The organism is Nitrincola lacisaponensis, from assembly GCF_000691225.1.
In the GTDB taxonomy this organism is placed as follows: domain Bacteria; phylum Pseudomonadota; class Gammaproteobacteria; order Pseudomonadales; family Balneatricaceae; genus Nitrincola; species Nitrincola lacisaponensis.
Window position 1 is genome coordinate 190659 of the sequence record NZ_JMSZ01000016.1, and the last position, 15299, is coordinate 205957.

At 53.4% G+C, this 15299-nt stretch carries 15 protein-coding genes; 6 read left to right on the plus strand and 9 right to left on the minus strand.

The window, feature by feature from the left end:
- Positions 1–9 precede the first annotated feature (9 nt).
- The 5 genes from ADINL_RS04165 to ADINL_RS04185 all read left to right on the plus strand — a co-directional run bounded on the left by ADINL_RS04165 (position 10) and on the right by ADINL_RS04185 (position 7004).
- On the plus strand, positions 10–669 hold the full coding sequence (locus tag ADINL_RS04165; RefSeq protein WP_036544270.1) for a fumarylacetoacetate hydrolase family protein: 660 nt from the start codon (positions 10–12) through the stop codon (positions 667–669).
- Between the two features lie 151 nt (positions 670–820).
- Positions 821–2764, plus strand: a complete 1944-nt coding sequence (locus ADINL_RS04170; RefSeq protein WP_051632551.1) for a putative bifunctional diguanylate cyclase/phosphodiesterase — start codon at positions 821–823, stop codon at positions 2762–2764.
- Positions 2765–2880: 116 nt separating this feature from the next.
- Entirely contained in the window at positions 2881–4401 is a 1521-nt protein-coding gene (gene exaC / locus ADINL_RS04175) for an acetaldehyde dehydrogenase ExaC (RefSeq protein ID WP_036544271.1), read from the plus strand.
- 81 nt (positions 4402–4482) lie between these two features.
- On the plus strand, positions 4483–5643 hold the full coding sequence (gene nosP / locus ADINL_RS04180; RefSeq protein WP_036544272.1) for a nitric oxide-sensing protein NosP: 1161 nt from the start codon (positions 4483–4485) through the stop codon (positions 5641–5643).
- The gene (locus tag ADINL_RS04185; RefSeq protein WP_051632552.1) at positions 5640–7004 is read left to right on the plus strand and encodes a hybrid sensor histidine kinase/response regulator; all 1365 of its coding nucleotides are present in this window, start codon (positions 5640–5642) and stop codon (positions 7002–7004) included. The genes nosP and ADINL_RS04185 overlap by 4 nt, the downstream gene beginning before the upstream one ends.
- On the opposite strand, the gene ADINL_RS04190 is transcribed toward ADINL_RS04185, so the two are convergent.
- Together ADINL_RS04190 and ADINL_RS04195 are read right to left on the minus strand one after the other, a co-directional pair.
- Positions 6984–7652, minus strand: a complete 669-nt coding sequence (locus tag ADINL_RS04190; RefSeq protein WP_462686711.1) for a response regulator — start codon at positions 7650–7652, stop codon at positions 6984–6986. The two genes, ADINL_RS04185 and ADINL_RS04190, sit on opposite strands and share 21 nt — an antisense overlap.
- 130 nt (positions 7653–7782) lie before the next feature.
- Complete coding sequence (locus ADINL_RS04195; RefSeq protein ID WP_152547610.1) at positions 7783–8064, minus strand: LexA family transcriptional regulator; 282 nt, start codon at positions 8062–8064, stop codon at positions 7783–7785.
- A gap of 180 nt (positions 8065–8244) precedes the next feature.
- On the opposite strand from ADINL_RS04195, the gene ADINL_RS04200 reads away from it, so the two are divergent.
- Positions 8245–8664 (plus strand): CopD family protein, encoded by a 420-nt coding sequence (locus tag ADINL_RS04200; protein ID WP_036544280.1) that lies wholly within the window; start codon positions 8245–8247, stop codon positions 8662–8664.
- Here ADINL_RS04200 and ADINL_RS04205 read toward each other — a convergent pair.
- The 7 genes from ADINL_RS04205 to hslV all read right to left on the minus strand — a co-directional run bounded on the left by ADINL_RS04205 (position 8624) and on the right by hslV (position 15193).
- Entirely contained in the window at positions 8624–9952 is a 1329-nt protein-coding gene (locus tag ADINL_RS04205) for a GGDEF domain-containing protein (RefSeq protein ID WP_239644327.1), read from the minus strand. The genes ADINL_RS04200 and ADINL_RS04205 overlap by 41 nt on opposite strands.
- The gene (locus tag ADINL_RS16435) at positions 9949–11310 is read right to left on the minus strand and encodes a substrate-binding periplasmic protein (RefSeq protein WP_051632553.1); all 1362 of its coding nucleotides are present in this window, start codon (positions 11308–11310) and stop codon (positions 9949–9951) included. Before ADINL_RS16435 ends, ADINL_RS04205 begins: the two co-directional genes overlap by 4 nt.
- Before the next feature lie 127 nt (positions 11311–11437).
- The gene (locus ADINL_RS04215) at positions 11438–12055 is read right to left on the minus strand and encodes a ubiquinone biosynthesis accessory factor UbiJ (protein ID WP_051632554.1); all 618 of its coding nucleotides are present in this window, start codon (positions 12053–12055) and stop codon (positions 11438–11440) included.
- 14 nt (positions 12056–12069) lie between these two features.
- On the minus strand, positions 12070–12828 hold the full coding sequence (gene ubiE, locus ADINL_RS04220) for a bifunctional demethylmenaquinone methyltransferase/2-methoxy-6-polyprenyl-1,4-benzoquinol methylase UbiE (RefSeq protein ID WP_036544283.1): 759 nt from the start codon (positions 12826–12828) through the stop codon (positions 12070–12072).
- Positions 12829–12890: 62 nt separating this feature from the next.
- Entirely contained in the window at positions 12891–13268 is a 378-nt protein-coding gene (locus ADINL_RS04225) for a gamma-butyrobetaine hydroxylase family protein (RefSeq protein ID WP_036544284.1), read from the minus strand.
- Between the two features lie 54 nt (positions 13269–13322).
- Positions 13323–14651 (minus strand): ATP-dependent protease ATPase subunit HslU, encoded by a 1329-nt coding sequence (gene hslU, locus ADINL_RS04230; protein ID WP_036544286.1) that lies wholly within the window; start codon positions 14649–14651, stop codon positions 13323–13325.
- A complete protein-coding gene (hslV, locus tag ADINL_RS04235; RefSeq protein WP_036544288.1) occupies positions 14651–15193 on the minus strand; it encodes an ATP-dependent protease subunit HslV in 543 nt (180 codons plus the stop codon). Before hslV ends, hslU begins: the two co-directional genes overlap by 1 nt.
- Between the last annotated feature and the right edge of the window lie 106 nt (positions 15194–15299).

Here is a 15299-nt window from a genome sequence, read left to right on the forward strand (position 1 = left end):
GAGAAGTCGATGGGATATCAGCATCAGTTGACGGCAGGAAGTTGCGATCTGCCAGTGGGTAAAGTGGTCTGTGTGGGCCGTAACTATGCCGAACATGCGCGTGAATTGAATAATCCGCTACCAGATGAGCCGTTGTTGTTTATCAAACCATCCACGGCTATTCAGCCGATGCAGCAGGCTATCGTGATACCTGAGGGGCGTGGCGGACTGCATTATGAAACCGAAGTGGCAGTACTGATCGGAGCCCCTCTGACCCGAGCGACCCAGGCTGAAGCGTCTGCGGCGATTACGGGTGTTGGACTGGCGCTGGATCTGACACTGAGGGATTTGCAAACCAGTCTGAAGAACAAGGGGTTGCCCTGGGAAAAGGCCAAGGCCTTTGATGGCAGCTGCTGTTTATCGCCTTTTGTCGCGGCAAACACGGTCAATTTGCAGTCTTTGCCTGTGAAACTGTGGATCAATGATGTCCTGCGTCAGGACGGCAACACGGATCAGATGCTGCGTTCGGTTACAGCGCTGGTGGCACATATCAGTGAATGGTTTACCCTGTTGCCAGGTGATGTGGTACTGACGGGTACTCCCGCTGGAGTTGGAGAGTTACAGGCTGGCGACCAGTTAAACCTGCAACTCGGTGATATGCTGAGCGCTGCTACCCGGGTAGAAAACTGACCCATCGGCAGATGTTTCTGACGTATTGCTGACAAGTTTGTAACTGTCTTTATTATCAAACGCTAAATCAATACTAATGGTATAGGATTAAGTGATTAACACCTGACATTAAAACTGCTAAGGTGCCCTAAATACTCATGGGGAGCAGGCGTTGGGTCATCTACAAGCAGAGCAGTTGCGACAGAAAATCCTGCGCTTCGTGGCAGTCGCTATTCTACTGACCGGGATACTGGTCAGTGGTATGGCGGTGACGCAGCTTTATTCTGAAACCCGGCGCCATACCGAATTGCTGACATCCGTCAACCTGCTACATCAGGCACAACGTGTTGATCAGCGCTTGCAGCGTCTGGGGGAAGCCAGAAGTGGTGATACGCGCCTGGATACTGCGATGCAACGTGGTCTGCGTACAGAGTTGCAGTCTGCAGCATTTGTGATCCCGGATGCGCATCAGTACTTGCTCCATCTCCCGAGCGGTGATCATCTTGAACTGAGTGTTGAAACATCATCCAGCTTGCCGCTGACCTCATTGTTAGCGCGCTTTTCAACAGAGCAGCCAGCCCATCAGTTTACCGAACAGGGACAGTGGGTATTTTTCCAGCCTCTGCCTTTGCATCATAGCTGGGCGTTAATCACTCTGATTCCAGCCCGCCAGGTTGCTTTGCCTGCGTATCGTGTTTTAGCCAGTGCACTGCTTGTCATACTGTTTGTTTTGATGGCAGGAATGCTGTTGGCGACGCGTGCAATACGTCCGTTATTGCAACAAATGGATCTCTCGGAAAAGCGCCTGCGCCACTTGACGGAGTATGATCAGTTGACCGGGTTGCCGAACTGGTCGCAACTGCACAGTCGGTTAGGTGAGCGTCTGGCTCAGGCGGCGCAGGATCCGACACAGCAGCTGGCCGTCTTGTTTATTAACCTTAACCGCTTCAAAGTCATTAATGAGAGTCTCGGGCATGAGGCCGGAAATCAGGCCCTGCGTCAGGTAGCCGAGCGTTTGCAGCAACTGTTGCCTGCAGGTGATCTGTTGGCGCGCGCCACAGGTGATGAATTCCTGATGTGTGTCCAGATTTGTGAGGGGCAACCCGAGATCGAGCCTCTGGTACAGCGAATACTGATCAGCTTGAAACAGCCTTTGGTGATCCAGCAAAAGACAGTCTATCTGGATGCAACGATTGGTATCAGCTTGTTTCCGGACCATGCACCCGAAGCAGAAACCCTGCTACAGCATGCTGATGCGGCGCAGATGCGAGCCCGTCAGTCTGGGCAGGGGCGTTATCAGTTTTATGAAGCTGACATGAGTGCACGCAGTCTGGACAGGTTTGAACTGGAAACGGATTTGCGTGCCGCCATGCAGCGTCAGGAGTTTGAGCTTTTCTATCAGCCCCAGATTGACTTGCAAACGGGTGAGGTATCCGGTGCGGAAGCCCTGATTCGCTGGAATCACCCGACCCGGGGCCGGGTGCCACCGGATCAGTTTATCCCGATTGCTGAAGAAACCGGCCTGATTCATCCCATTGGTCAGTGGGTTCTGGAAGAGGCCTGTCGACAGGCATGTCTATGGCAGGAAGAAGGGCATGAGTTGAAAGTGTCGGTGAATCTGTCGGCGCTACAGTTAAATAATGGTGATATTGTCGATGTTGTTCGCCAGGTGTTGCAACAGACGGGTCTGTCTTCACGCTGGCTGGAGCTGGAACTAACCGAAAGCTACCTGTTCGAGAATTTCAGTCGCAGTGCCAGAGTCCTCAAACGCTTGCGCTTGCTGGGTGTCTCTTTGGCGCTGGATGATTTTGGTACCGGCTATTCTTCGCTGAGTTATCTGCGTCGACTGACATTGCATCGTCTCAAGATCGACCGCAGTTTTGTCAAGGGGCTGCCCGATGATCCGGGTGATCTGGCGATCGTGAACACCATTATTGCCATGGCGAAAAGCCTGTCACTGGAAGTGGTTGCCGAGGGTGTGGAAACAGCCCAGCAGCATCAGTCCCTGCTGGCATTGGGTTGCCATACCAGCCAGGGCTATTATTATGCCGCACCTGAATCCGCACAGGCGTTCCGGCATCGATTGGCCACTTTTCGACGGGCGGAGCAGTACTAAAGTACTGGTTTTTTCAGTGCTGATGCAGGATGGTCAGGCGTATCTTTCAATCGTTACTATCAGGGTCTCTCAAGTGATTGCTTCGGTCACAACCTATAACAACAAGAGGCTCTATCATGATATATGCACAACCTGGGCAGCAAGGTGCCCTTATCTCCCCAAAATCCCGTTATGAAAACTTCATTGGTGGCCAGTGGGTCGCACCAGTGAAAGGACAGTATTTTAAAAATATCTCTCCGGTGACAGGTGAGTCTTTCTGTGAAATCCCTCGTTCCACAGCCGAAGATATCGAACTGGCACTGGATGCTGCCCATGCTGCGAAGGCCGCCTGGGGGGCTACCTCCGTTACTCAGCGCTCCAATCTGTTGCTGAAAATTGCTGATCGTCTGGAGCAGAATCTGGAAATCATGGCCGTTGCAGAAACCTGGGATAACGGCAAAGCGGTACGTGAAACGCTGAATGCCGATGTGCCACTGGCAGTGGACCACTTCCGTTATTTTGCCGGTGCCATTCGGGCGCAGGAAGGTTCAATCGGAGAGATTGACCACAATACCGTGGCCTATCATTTCCATGAGCCACTGGGTGTTGTTGGACAGATTATTCCATGGAATTTCCCGCTGCTGATGGCTGCGTGGAAGCTGGCTCCTGCTCTGGCGACAGGTAATTGTATTGTCCTGAAACCGGCTGAGCAGACGCCCTGGTCAATCCTGGTCTTTATGGAACTGGTTGCTGATCTGCTGCCACCGGGTGTATTGAATGTGGTCAACGGTTACGGCGCAGAGGCCGGTCAGGCGCTGGCGACCAGCAAACGTATCGCCAAAATAGCCTTCACCGGTTCTACTCCGGTGGGAGCGCATATCCTGAAGTGTGCGGCAGAAAACATTATTCCGTCGACGGTTGAGTTGGGTGGCAAGTCTCCCAACATCTTCTTCAAGGATGTGATGGACTTTGAAGATAACTACCTGAGCAAATGTATTGAAGGTGTGGTGCTGGCGTTCTTTAACCAGGGCGAAGTGTGTACCTGTCCGTCTCGCCTGCTGGTGCAGGAAGATATCTACGATGAGTTTATTGCCAAGGTCATCGAACGCACCAAGCTGATCAAGCGTGGTAATCCGCTGGATACCGAGGTCATGGTAGGTGCGCAGGCGTCTGAAGAACAGTTCAAGAAAATTCTGGGCTACTTCGATATTGGCCGTGATGAGGGCGCAGAAATCCTTATCGGTGGTGGCAAGGAGCAGCTGGATACCAGTCTCAATCAGGGCTTCTATATCCAGCCGACGCTGATCAAAGGCCACAATAAAATGCGTGTGTTCCAGGAAGAGATTTTTGGTCCGGTGGTCTCTGTGACTACCTTCAAAGATGAAGCTGAAGCCCTGGCGATTGCCAACGATTCCGAGTTTGGTCTGGGTGCCGGTTTGTGGACCCGTGACATGAACCGTGCCTATCGTATGGGACGTGGTATTGAAGCGGGTCGCGTGTGGACCAACTGTTATCACCATTATCCGGCTCATGCAGCCTTTGGTGGTTACAAAAAATCCGGTGTCGGGCGTGAAAACCACAAGATGATGCTGAACCACTATCAGCAGACCAAAAACCTGCTGGTCAGCTACGATGTCAATCCGATGGGATTCTTCTGATCTGAATTCCGTGACATAACCGCTATACTGAAAACGCCTGTCCAATGACAGGCGTTTTACTTTCAAGACTGAGTTTGAGCCATGCAGCAGTTTTCTCATGCCTATCCACCCGTTATGACAGCGATGTCTGACTCACCCGATCCTGAAGTGGCTGCCCGGCAACTGGCAGAGGCGCTGTATCACCCGGAACTGGCGGGGGTGATGTTTTTCTGCTCTGCCGAGTATGCCTTGCCTGAATTGGCAGCAGCCCTCAATCGTGCATTTGCCGGTGTACCGCTGGTGGGCTGCACGACGGCAGGTGAAATCACCCCGCGAGGCTATGATCGTGGCACGCTGGTCGGATTAGGCTTTCATCGTCGCTGGTTCAGTCTGGAGTCAGCATTGATTGCCGAGCTGGAAGACTTCAGTCTGCCTCAAGCCCAGCAACAGGTGGATAGTCTGATCAGTCGTATACGTCAGCGTGAGGATCAGTCAACGTCCGGGCGTTTCTTTGCCATGACGCTGCTGGATGGCTTGTCCAGCCAGGAAGAACTGGTGCTGGTTGCTCTGGACTCGGCGTTGGGCAGTATTCCGCATTTTGGTGGTTCCGCTGGTGATGATGTGCAACTGGCGGGCACTCATGTGTTTTCACAGGGGGCTTTTCATACCCGGGCAGCGGTGTTGACGCTGGTGCGAACCTCACTCGATTTTGAGGTCTTTACCACTCACCATATGCAGAGTCTGGCAACCAAACTGGTGGTCACTCAGGCTGATCCGGCCAGTCGACGGGTTACAGAGCTGAATGCTGAACCCGCTGCAGAGGTGTATGCCCGTATGCTGGGATTGCAGCCGCAACAGCTGAATCCAAAGGTCTTTGCACTGCACCCCCTGGCCGTCAAACTGGGGCAGGAGTATTACGTGCGCTCCATTCAAAAGGTGAATGAGGATTTGAGCCTGACTTTCTATTGTGCGGTCGGAAATGGCATGGTGCTGACTGCCATGCAGCCACAGCCGATTCTGCCGGATCTGGAGCGGCGCTTCGCTGAAATTGAAGCACGTATTGGCGCACCGATGATCACCTTGGGCTGTGACTGTTTTCTGCGTCGTCTGGAAACTGAACACCTCGACAGCCTGGATGAAGCATCCGCGTTTTTTCGTCATCATCGTGTGGTGGGGTTTAACACCTATGGCGAACATTTTGATGGCGTACACATCAATCAGACCTTTACCGGTGTCGTGATTGGTGGAGTGGATAACCGATGAGCGTGATTGATCAGAAGCGCCAGGATGCCCTGCAGGCGTTGCAGGAAGAAAATCAACGCCTAAAAAAGATTAATGTCGCCTTGATAGAGCGCGTGGAGGCGGGCAGTGCGGTGAACGCAGCTCCCTATGCTGCATTTGAGCACTCGGCAGCGTTGGCTGAGCAGGTGCGAGAACGCACCGAAGCCCTGTCTGTGGCCATGGCGGAGCTGCGTCAGACCAATCAGGCGTTGAAGCAGGCTAACCTGTCGCGTAGCAAGTTTCTGGCAGCCGTCAGCCATGATTTGTTGCAGCCACTGAATGCGGCGCGGCTCTTTACCGGTGCGCTGCTGGATCAGGTTACAGAAGGCGATCTGGAGTTGCTGGCACATTCGATTCATCGTTCTCTGCAGGATGTAGACAGCCTGTTGGGAACGTTGGTGGATATGTCACGCCTGGATGCCGGTGTCATCAAACCGGATATCAGTGTATTTCGACTTTCAGACCTGCTGGATAACCTGGCAACCGAGTTTCATCAGATCAGTGAAGCCGAACAAAGACAGTTCAGCTATTGCAGCAGTTCGGTGGTGGTCTCAACAGATCTGGTATTGCTGGCACGTATTCTGCGTAACTTTCTTACCAATGCGGTACGTTACACACCGGTAGGTGGGCGTATTCTGCTGGGTTCACGGCGGCGTGGGGCGAGTGTCGAGATACAGGTGCTGGATACCGGGGTCGGTATAGCCGAAGATCAGCTCGAACGTATTTTTGAGGAGTTTCAGCGGATCAAGCCGGAACCGGGGCTACAGGACCGGGGTCTGGGACTTGGGCTGGCGATTGTGGACAAAATAGCCGGGATGTTGGCACACCCTGTCCGTGTGAACTCAATTGCGGGTCGGGGCTCTTTATTCAGCGTGTGTTTGCCCCTGGCCGAGCCAGATGCATTGCCATCTTTACCCTCACATCAGCAGGGCACAGATCAGCAGGTTATTCAGGGCAGTCGTGTCTGGGTGCTGGATAATGATCCGGCCATCTGTACGGCTATGTATTCACTCTTGACGGGCTGGGGTTGTGAAGTCCGAACAGCCTTGCGGGTGACAGAGTTGCAGCATTGTTTTGCCAGTGAGCCTGAAGGACCGGCACTGCTGATCGCAGATTATCATCTTGATGGTGAAGAGTCGGGCCTGGAAGCAGTTAAACGCCTGCAGTCCCAGTATGGCAGTCAGGCAGCGGTCTTGATGATCACAGCCAATCATACCAATGTACTGCGTCAGCATGTGCGTGGGCTGGGGTACCGGATGCTGAACAAGCCGGTGAAGCCGTTGAAGCTCAAAGTGACACTTGCGCACCTGCTGCGACAGGCATTAACGCCGGGTCAGGGTTGAGAAATCCAGCTCACTGGCTGCCAGGATTGCCTGAACACGGTTGTGTACGCCAAGCTTTGACAGGATGGCTGAAACATGTGCCTTGACGGTGGTTTCAGCGATATTCAGATGGGCGGCAATCTGCTTGTTGGAGTCTCCCTGTACCATGCGCTCCAGTACCAGAAGTTGCTTCCGGGTCAGACTGAACAGCAGGTCCGGAGAAAGTTGAGGTTTCGGTTTACTGTGTACCAGAGCCGGACTTTGTCGCATGATACTGGCTGGCAGATAGACCTCTCCTTCCAGTATTTGTTGCAGCGCGGATGTCATTTCTTCACGTGCGGATGACTTGGCAATAAAACCCGCGGCACCCTGATCCAGTGCGCGCAAGACAGTCTGTTTATCCTCTTCAGCGGAAATGATTACGACCGGAATGGTAGGGGCCTGTTGTCTCAGACGTGACAGTCCTTCAAGACCATGCATGCCGGGCATATTGATATCCAGCAAAATCAGATCGATCTCTTCGTGCGCTGTTGCCAGTGTCAGGGTGTCATCCAGCGTGCCGGCTTCCAGTATTTCGGGGGCTGTCAGGGCCGTATCGATGACATGCATCAGCGCCTCTCTGAACAGCGGATGATCATCTGCAATCAGTAGTGTATGCACGGGCAGCATCCTTTATTTTTTGAGCATTACTCTACACCAGATTGGCGTGAGAGGGCTAAAAAAACATCAGGATACTAAAGAAAAAGCCTGTCGCCAGGGACAGTGAACGGGCGACAGGCTAAAACGGGTTAAATGCGGCTCATGAGGTGGCGCAAAAACTGGGGATAAACTCCGGGCGGTCATTTTCCAGCTGTTCTGCCAGAGCAACTCCGGCTGGGCTGATAAAGATTCCACGTGACTTTCCGGCGGCAATTTTCAGATAGCCCTGTTCTTGCAGTACCATTAAGTGCTTGAAAAATGTGTTGTAGTCCAATTCGGCAAACTGATCCTTGAGTGTCATCATCACCGGTGGAAAAATACCGTTGCGTTTGCCCAGCCGCTTTAGCGCGAGAAGAATATTCATTTCAACTGTGCTGATCATGGCAAATACCTGTAGCTGGTTACTCATATAGACAAAAGTATATAGTATTTTTGCTGCGCCGCAACATATTTTCATCAATTCCGACTTTTTTTATCAAGAATAAGCCGGGAATATCCACAGGTGCTGAAAGGGGCAGGTTCAGGGTAGAATGCCGATAAATTGACTGGAGGACGACAGGGCATGACTTTTCTGTGGATCAAACTGTTGCATATCCTGGCCATGACCAGCTGGATGGCCGGTATTTTCTATCTGCCACGTATCTTTGTGCATTACGTTGAAGGGCGTGAAGCCGGTCAGGATGTCGCCCGTCTGGAAATCATGGCACGCAAGTTGTTTGGCTTTATGAGCCTGATGGCGGTGTTCACGCTGGTGTTTGGCGTGTGGTTATGGCTTGGGTTTGGTTTTCGTGGTGGCTGGCTGCATGCCAAGCTGCTCTTTGTTACACTGTTGCTGGGCTATCATGGCTGGTGTTTTGCCTACCTGAAACGATTGCAGCGGGGGGTGCTGGATCGCAGTGGACGCTACTTCCGGTTGTTTAATGAACTGCCGCTGCTAATTTTTATACCCATTCTTTATCTGGTGCTGATGAAGCCTTTTTAGAGAGAGCAGGCGTATGTTTGTCGCTGCTTACAATACAGTTGCGCCCGCTGGCTTTCGCCTGATAAAGACGGGTGTCTGCCAGTCGCAATAACCGTTCCGGTGATACTTCGTCTGCATCCGGCAACGCCGAGGCGACGCCGATACTGATCGTTACCTGCTCACTGCAGTCAGAGAACGCATGCGGCAGTTGCAGGGCTGCAATGCAGTTTTGCAGCCGCTCTGCCAGACGTCTGGCGCCCTGCAGATCGGTATCCGGCAGAATGCAGACAAATTCCTCGCCACCGTAACGGGCGACCAGATCATCTGGGCGGGTAACGGTTGCTCTGAGCGCTTGAGCCACTTGTTGCAGACATTCATCACCCGCTGCATGGCCATAGTTGTCATTGAAGGGTTTGAAAAAATCGATATCCATGAAGATCAGGGATACGGGTTTGTGCTGCTGTCGTGCTGTCTCCCAGGAATGTTGTAGATGGTCATCAAAATGCCGTCGATTGGCGATGCCGGTCAGTCCATCAATGCTGGAAAGGGTATGCAGGTGATCACGCTGGTCGAGTCCCTGCTGGAAAGCCTTGAGCAGTCGATCCAGTCCTTTGACCAGATGGTCCAGCTCATCGCCCTTATTGTATTTCAGGTGTGGTCTGTGCCAGTGGCCGGGCTGTTCAGGGTTGACCTGGTGCAGTGCGTTATAGACTCGCAGTAACGGGCCGGTGATCAGTATGGAAAAGACCCAGACGACCAGCAGAACGATACCCAGAGTTTTCAGCAGGCTCAGGGAAAAAATCAGCAAGCCTCTTTGGGCAAAGGTATTTCCCAGTACTGGGAGTGCAAGCGAAAGCTCCAGTTCACCCACAACACGTCCGGTATCCTTCTGATGTACACGGTATTCCAGCAGCTTGTGATACTCCAGAATGTCACCAAACAACCAGTGGTACAGCGGATTGCTGCTGTGTGCCCGTTCACCTTGTCTGAACATGACACGGTCAAAATCGTCGCGCAGTTCAACCTGTGCAACGTTGTCACTGGACTGCAGGCTGATCACCAGTTGTTCAGCCAGTTCAGTATTAAGCTGAAAGGCCGCTTCCGCTGCGGTGGCTTCGATCAGCGTCAACATCTGTTCTGTCTGGCTGCGTACTTCACTGCGCATATTACGTACATCAGCTACCAGTTCGACAACACCCGCTACAAAACTCAGAATCAGCCCGGCCAGCAGTGTTGCCAGCGCTTGCTTGGTGGTGAGGCTGCGGTAGCGTGCTACCTTGGCATCCTGAGGCTCTTCCTTGACGGTCACGATTCTTGAGCTCCTGATGAATACGGGTGCTGCAGACTGGCGTCTTGTTGTTCCAGGCTGTGCTGCATGCGTTGAATCAGTCCGGGCGATATATCCCGATGACATGCCAGGTAGAGAGGCACTTCATTAAAGGTAAACAGGTGGGTGAGCGATACCTGTTCATCGGCGGCAATACGCTGGGCATGGGTAACCCCCGTGACCCAGACATCGATCAGGCCGTTACGCAGACGTGTCAGATTTTCACGGTCAGTGGTTGCCAGAATCAGTTGATGCCCCAGTCCGGCGACATATTGTCCGACCGCATCTTCACGGAAACTGCCAATCCGCAGACCATCCAGCTGATCCAGTTGTGTGACTTGCAGGCCGGCTTCCGGTAATGAAAAAGCGCCCCACTGTGAAATATGCAGCGGGCCCAGCCAGTGAAATTCGGCTTCACGCTCAGGGGTACGTGTGGTGGAGTAGACACAGGTATTTTCATTCAGGCGTGCCTCAGTATAGGCACGTGCCCAGGGCAGCAACTGAAACTCTGCCTGCAGGCCGGTATCTTTCAGCATGGTACGCAGGCGTGTTGTGGCAATGCCTGCGACCTGTTGCTGTTCATCCAGATAGTTGAAGGGTGGATACTCTTCGGTCAAGAAGCGTAGCTGTGTGGCTAAATCGCGGCTACGATCGATCGCCTGTTGCAGCTGTTCGGTCAATCGAGGGTCTGTGTCGGCATTCAAGGCGAAGTAGAGGTATGTCTCACTCAGGGTGTAGACCGCTTCAAAGGCGGAGGGGTCGACGCCTTGAGAGCGCATCAACCAGTAGGCGACATCCTCTCCGTATGCCCAGAGATCCACTCTGCCCGCTTCCAGCATCGCCAGCGCACTGGTATTGTTGCTGGCCAGTGTAATGCGATCCGGGTCAACGCCCAGTTCTTGCAGGCGTTGTGCACCCACATCCTCACGTATGGCGACGATCTGCAGCTCGGAGGCGTTCAGTTCTGTAATACTGTCGATTTGCAAGGTGCGGGATGCTCGGCCCATGAGGACGACGCGATCTGCCGAGATCGGACCTGCCCATTGGAACAGTGTTTCACGTGCAGCTGTGCGATTGGTGGAGAAAAGTACTGTGTTAGCCGTACTCAAAGCCGTGTCGTAGCCTCTGGCCCAGGGCAGAAGCTCGATTTGTTGTGGTTGCAGTTGCAGCCCTTCAGCAGCAAATGCCTGCTCCAGCAGCTCTATTGCAATGCCCTTTAACTGCCCGTTTTCAGAGTAGTTATAGGGCGGGTATTCTTCAGTGATAAATCGCAGCTGTTGCAGTCCGGCCGAGACGGGCAGGGCCAGTAACAACAGAATCACAAGCATGCCAATACGCATAGGGTATCCTTTCCTTTCAGCTAACACTGATGTGCTTTTTGGGCTGAGCCCAGTGTTTAGAAAATACACAAGCGCATCAGCTTATACAAGCAATAGCTGGTCTGGATAAGGAGATAATTTGTTTGAATTATGAAGGATGGTTCAGCGCATTGATGCGTGCTTCCAGGCGTGCAACGTCATCTCTGAGTTGTTCGATATCTTCGATAAACTGTTCGATTTCAGCACGAGGGGGCAGCAGGCGCAATTCCTCCTGCAGGTACTCACTGGTATTCTGGGTCAGGCTCTGGCCAGCCTGCTGCCAGTATTGGCCTTGCTGATGTAAAAAGTGTGCGAGGGGATGAGCCGCCGTATCGCCGATCAGGTCTGCCAGCCAGGCTTCCCAGTCAAGTTTGAAGCCCTTGATCGCTTGACTGAATTGGGTTGCCAGTCCGGTATCACCCTGCAGGTCGATGCCTTTGCCAAACAGCTTGTCTTCAGCGTGTTGCTGTTGCAGCATCAGCATGAAGTCACTGGCCTTGCCGCTGAGTGTCAGGTCAGCCACAGCTTCACTGTTGAGCAGCAGATCGAGCCCTGCCTGGCCTGGCAGCAGCGTCAGGTTGAGGCGTGGCTGTTCCATTTCCAGCCGGATCACTTTGCCTGACAGGGCTGCAAGTCGTTGGCGGGTTGCCGGATCTTTTTTCAGCAGCAGGTTCAGGCTGGCTTCAGCGGTGCCGATCAGGGTGGCACTGAGCAATTCAACAGGCATGCAATATCCCTCGCTCAGGGTTTGATTCCAGTATGCAGTGCTACCACACCGCCGGTCATGTTCTCAAAGCGGCAATTCACCAGCCCGGCAGCTTCCATCATCTCCTTCAGGGTTTCCTGGTCCGGGTGCATGCGGATGGACTCGGCCAGGTAACGGTAGCTTTCGGCATCATTGGCAATCAGCTTGCCCATCTGTGGCAGGATATTGAAGGAGTAGAAGTCGTACAGCTTGGTCAACGCCAGGTTCTGGGTTTTGGAGAACTCCAGCACCATCAGTTTTCCACCCGGCTTGAGTACGCGCTGCATGGAGCGCAGAGCAGCATCCTTGTCGGTGACGTTACGCAGTCCAAAGGCGATGGTGATAATGTCAAAGGTATTGTCGGCAAACGGCAGGGCTTCCGCATTGGCCTGAACATATTCAACATTACCGGCAGTGCCGCCATTGATCAGCTTGTCACGACCCACTTTCAGCATGGAGTCATTGATATCAGCCAGTATGACTTTGCCTGCAGGGCCGACCAATCGTGCAAATTTGCGGGTCAGGTCGCCTGTACCACCCGCGATGTCAAGAATGCACTGACCGGGGCGGGCACCACTGCGCTCAATAGTGATACGCTTCCACAGCCGGTGAACACCACCTGACATCAGGTCATTCATCAGGTCGTATTTGCCGGCAACAGAGTGAAAAACATCGGCGACATGGCGCACTTTTTCGTCCACCGGGATCTGTCGAAAACCAAAATGCGTGGTGTTGTCCTGCTCTTTCTCGCTCATGCTGTCTCTGCCTGTTGGAGTGAAAGGGGCATTGTAGCGCTGCTGAAGGCGTTTGTCCTGTCTCAGCCCCGAGCAATCAGTCCGCCATCACGTGAGCCGCCTTCGGCAGCCAGTTTGTCCAGATAGGCTTGCCAGTATTCAGTCTGATTGTGCGCCAGGTCATGCAGATATTCCCAGGTGTAGAGTCCTGAGTCATGGCCATCATCAAAGACAATTTTTAACGCATAATTACCGCTGGGCTGAATCTCGCGGATGCCGACCAGGCGCTTGCCGGTCTGCAGTTTTTCCTGACCGATGCCATGGCCACGCACTTCAGCAGAGGGGGAGTGTACCCGCAAAAACTCGGCAGTCAGCTCAAATGCACCATCTGCATAGATGAGTTCCAATGTCCGGGATTTGAGATGCAGGCGTACATCGGTAGGCAGGGGGATTTGTGTCATGATGGCAGCTCCGGAAGACACAGGGCGACACCTGCCGCCCTGTCTGATACCTGATCAGAGAATGTAGTGGCTGAGATCTTCGTTGTGGCTCAGTTCAGCCAGTTGTGTATCGACATACGCGGCATCGATCACTACGGATTCTCCGGCACGATCTGAGGCAACAAAGGACAGTTCATCGAGCAGTCGCTCCATCATGGTATGCAGTCGACGTGCACCGATATTTTCGGTTTTCTCGTTCACCTCAAAGGCCAGCTCGGCAATACGGCGGATGCCGCCTTCAGCAAACTCGACCTGAACTCCTTCGGTGGCCAGCAGGGCTTTGTACTGCTCTGTCAGGGATGCAGTCGGTTCGGTCAGGATGCGGCGGAAGTCTTCCGGCGTCAGTGCCTGAAGCTCAACACGGATCGGCAGACGGCCCTGCAGCTCCGGAATCAGATCCGAGGGCTTGGCCAGATGGAAGGCACCAGAGGCGATAAACAGAATATGATCGGTTTTCACCATGCCGTATTTGGTGGTTACGGTGCAGCCTTCGATGAGTGGCAGCAGGTCACGTTGCACGCCTTCACGAGAGACGTCGGCACCACCGGTTTCGCCGCGCTTGCAGACTTTATCGATCTCATCCAGAAACACGATACCGTTCTGTTCCACCTTGTAAACAGCCTGTTGCTTGATATCGTCTTCTTTGATCAGGCTGCCTGCTTCTTCATCGGTGAGCAGTTTCAAGGCTTCCTTGACCTTCAGGCGGCGGGTCTGCTTGCGCTGCTGGCCCAGGTTGGAGAACATGCTTTGCAGCTGGCTGGTCATCTCCTCCATGCCCGGCGGTGCCATGATTTCCACACCAACCTTGGGCTGTGCCACTTCGATCTCGATTTCCTTGTCATCCAGCTGACCTTCACGCAGTTTCTTGCGGAAAATCTGACGGGTGGCGCTGTCGGTGCGTTCACTGTCCTGGGAATAGCTGTCACGTGCAGCTGGCAGCAGAGCATCCAGAATGCGCTCTTCAGCCAGATCTTCTGCCTTGACGCGCACTTTGGTCATGGCCTCTTCGCGGACCATTTTTACCGCCATTTCCACCAGATCGCGGACGATGGTCTCTACATCACGGCCAACGTACCCGACTTCAGTGAACTTGGTGGCTTCCACCTTGATAAACGGGGCGTTAGCCAGGCGTGCCAGACGGCGCGCAATTTCGGTTTTACCCACACCGGTCGGACCGATCATCAAGATGTTTTTCGGTGTTACTTCGGGACGCAGTGTGTCGTTCAGTTGCATGCGGCGCCAGCGGTTACGCAGGGCGATGGCGACAGAGCGTTTGGCCTGTTCCTGTCCAACAATATGACGGTTCAGTTCATGTACGATTTCACGAGGGGTCATGTCAGACATCAGGCGTTTCCTCCGCTGACGGATTCCAGTTGTTCAATAGTGAGATTGTTATTGGTGAAGACACAGATATCAGCCGCAATATGCAGACTTTTTTCGACAATCTCTCGAGCACTGAGGTCGGTGTTGTCGATCAGCGCTCGTGCTGCTGCCAGGGCATAGTTGCCACCTGAACCGATGGCGACGACACCGTCTTCGGGCTCAATTACGTCACCGTTACCGGAGATCAGAAAGGTTTTTTCTTTGTTGGCGACCAGCATCAGCGCTTCCAGTCGTCGCAATACCCGATCACTGCGCCACTCCCGCGCCAGATAGATCACTGCGTTGACAATATTGCCCTGGTGTTTGTCGAGCTGTTGCTCAAACAGGTCACGCAGCGTGATCGCATCCGCTGTACCGCCGGCAAAGCCGGTGATCACCTTGTGCTTGTTCAGCAGACTGACTTTGCGAGCCGTGCCTTTCATGACTGTGTTGCCCAGCGAAACCTGGCCATCACCCCCTACAACCACCTGGTCACCCCGGCGGACAGATACAATCGTTGTCATAGTCAATATATTCCATAGCGCATTAATGCTGATGATATGGATGCAAGATGACGTATTTCAAGTCAGCAGGATGCCGGAAGACAGATTTTTCTGTCTTCCGGAGGCG

Bases quoted from the DNA above. Each gene is read 5' to 3' on its own strand.
- ADINL_RS04165 (WP_036544270.1), top strand. From the start codon at position 10: ATGGGATATCAGCATCAGTTGACGGCAGGAAGTTGCGATCTGCCAGTG.
- exaC (WP_036544271.1), top strand. From the start codon at position 2,881: ATGATATATGCACAACCTGGGCAGCAAGGTGCCCTTATCTCCCCAAAA.
- nosP (WP_036544272.1), top strand. From the start codon at position 4,483: ATGCAGCAGTTTTCTCATGCCTATCCACCCGTTATGACAGCGATGTCT.
- ADINL_RS04185 (WP_051632552.1), top strand. From the start codon at position 5,640: ATGAGCGTGATTGATCAGAAGCGCCAGGATGCCCTGCAGGCGTTGCAG.
- ADINL_RS04190 (WP_462686711.1), bottom strand. From the start codon at position 7,652: ATGCTGCCCGTGCATACACTACTGATTGCAGATGATCATCCGCTGTTC.
- ADINL_RS04195 (WP_152547610.1), bottom strand. From the start codon at position 8,064: ATGATCAGCACAGTTGAAATGAATATTCTTCTCGCGCTAAAGCGGCTG.
- ADINL_RS04200 (WP_036544280.1), top strand. From the start codon at position 8,245: ATGACTTTTCTGTGGATCAAACTGTTGCATATCCTGGCCATGACCAGC.
- ADINL_RS16435 (WP_051632553.1), bottom strand. From the start codon at position 11,310: ATGCGTATTGGCATGCTTGTGATTCTGTTGTTACTGGCCCTGCCCGTC.
- ADINL_RS04215 (WP_051632554.1), bottom strand. From the start codon at position 12,055: ATGCCTGTTGAATTGCTCAGTGCCACCCTGATCGGCACCGCTGAAGCC.
- ubiE (WP_036544283.1), bottom strand. From the start codon at position 12,828: ATGAGCGAGAAAGAGCAGGACAACACCACGCATTTTGGTTTTCGACAG.
- ADINL_RS04225 (WP_036544284.1), bottom strand. From the start codon at position 13,268: ATGACACAAATCCCCCTGCCTACCGATGTACGCCTGCATCTCAAATCC.
- hslU (WP_036544286.1), bottom strand. From the start codon at position 14,651: ATGTCTGACATGACCCCTCGTGAAATCGTACATGAACTGAACCGTCAT.
- hslV (WP_036544288.1), bottom strand. From the start codon at position 15,193: ATGACAACGATTGTATCTGTCCGCCGGGGTGACCAGGTGGTTGTAGGG.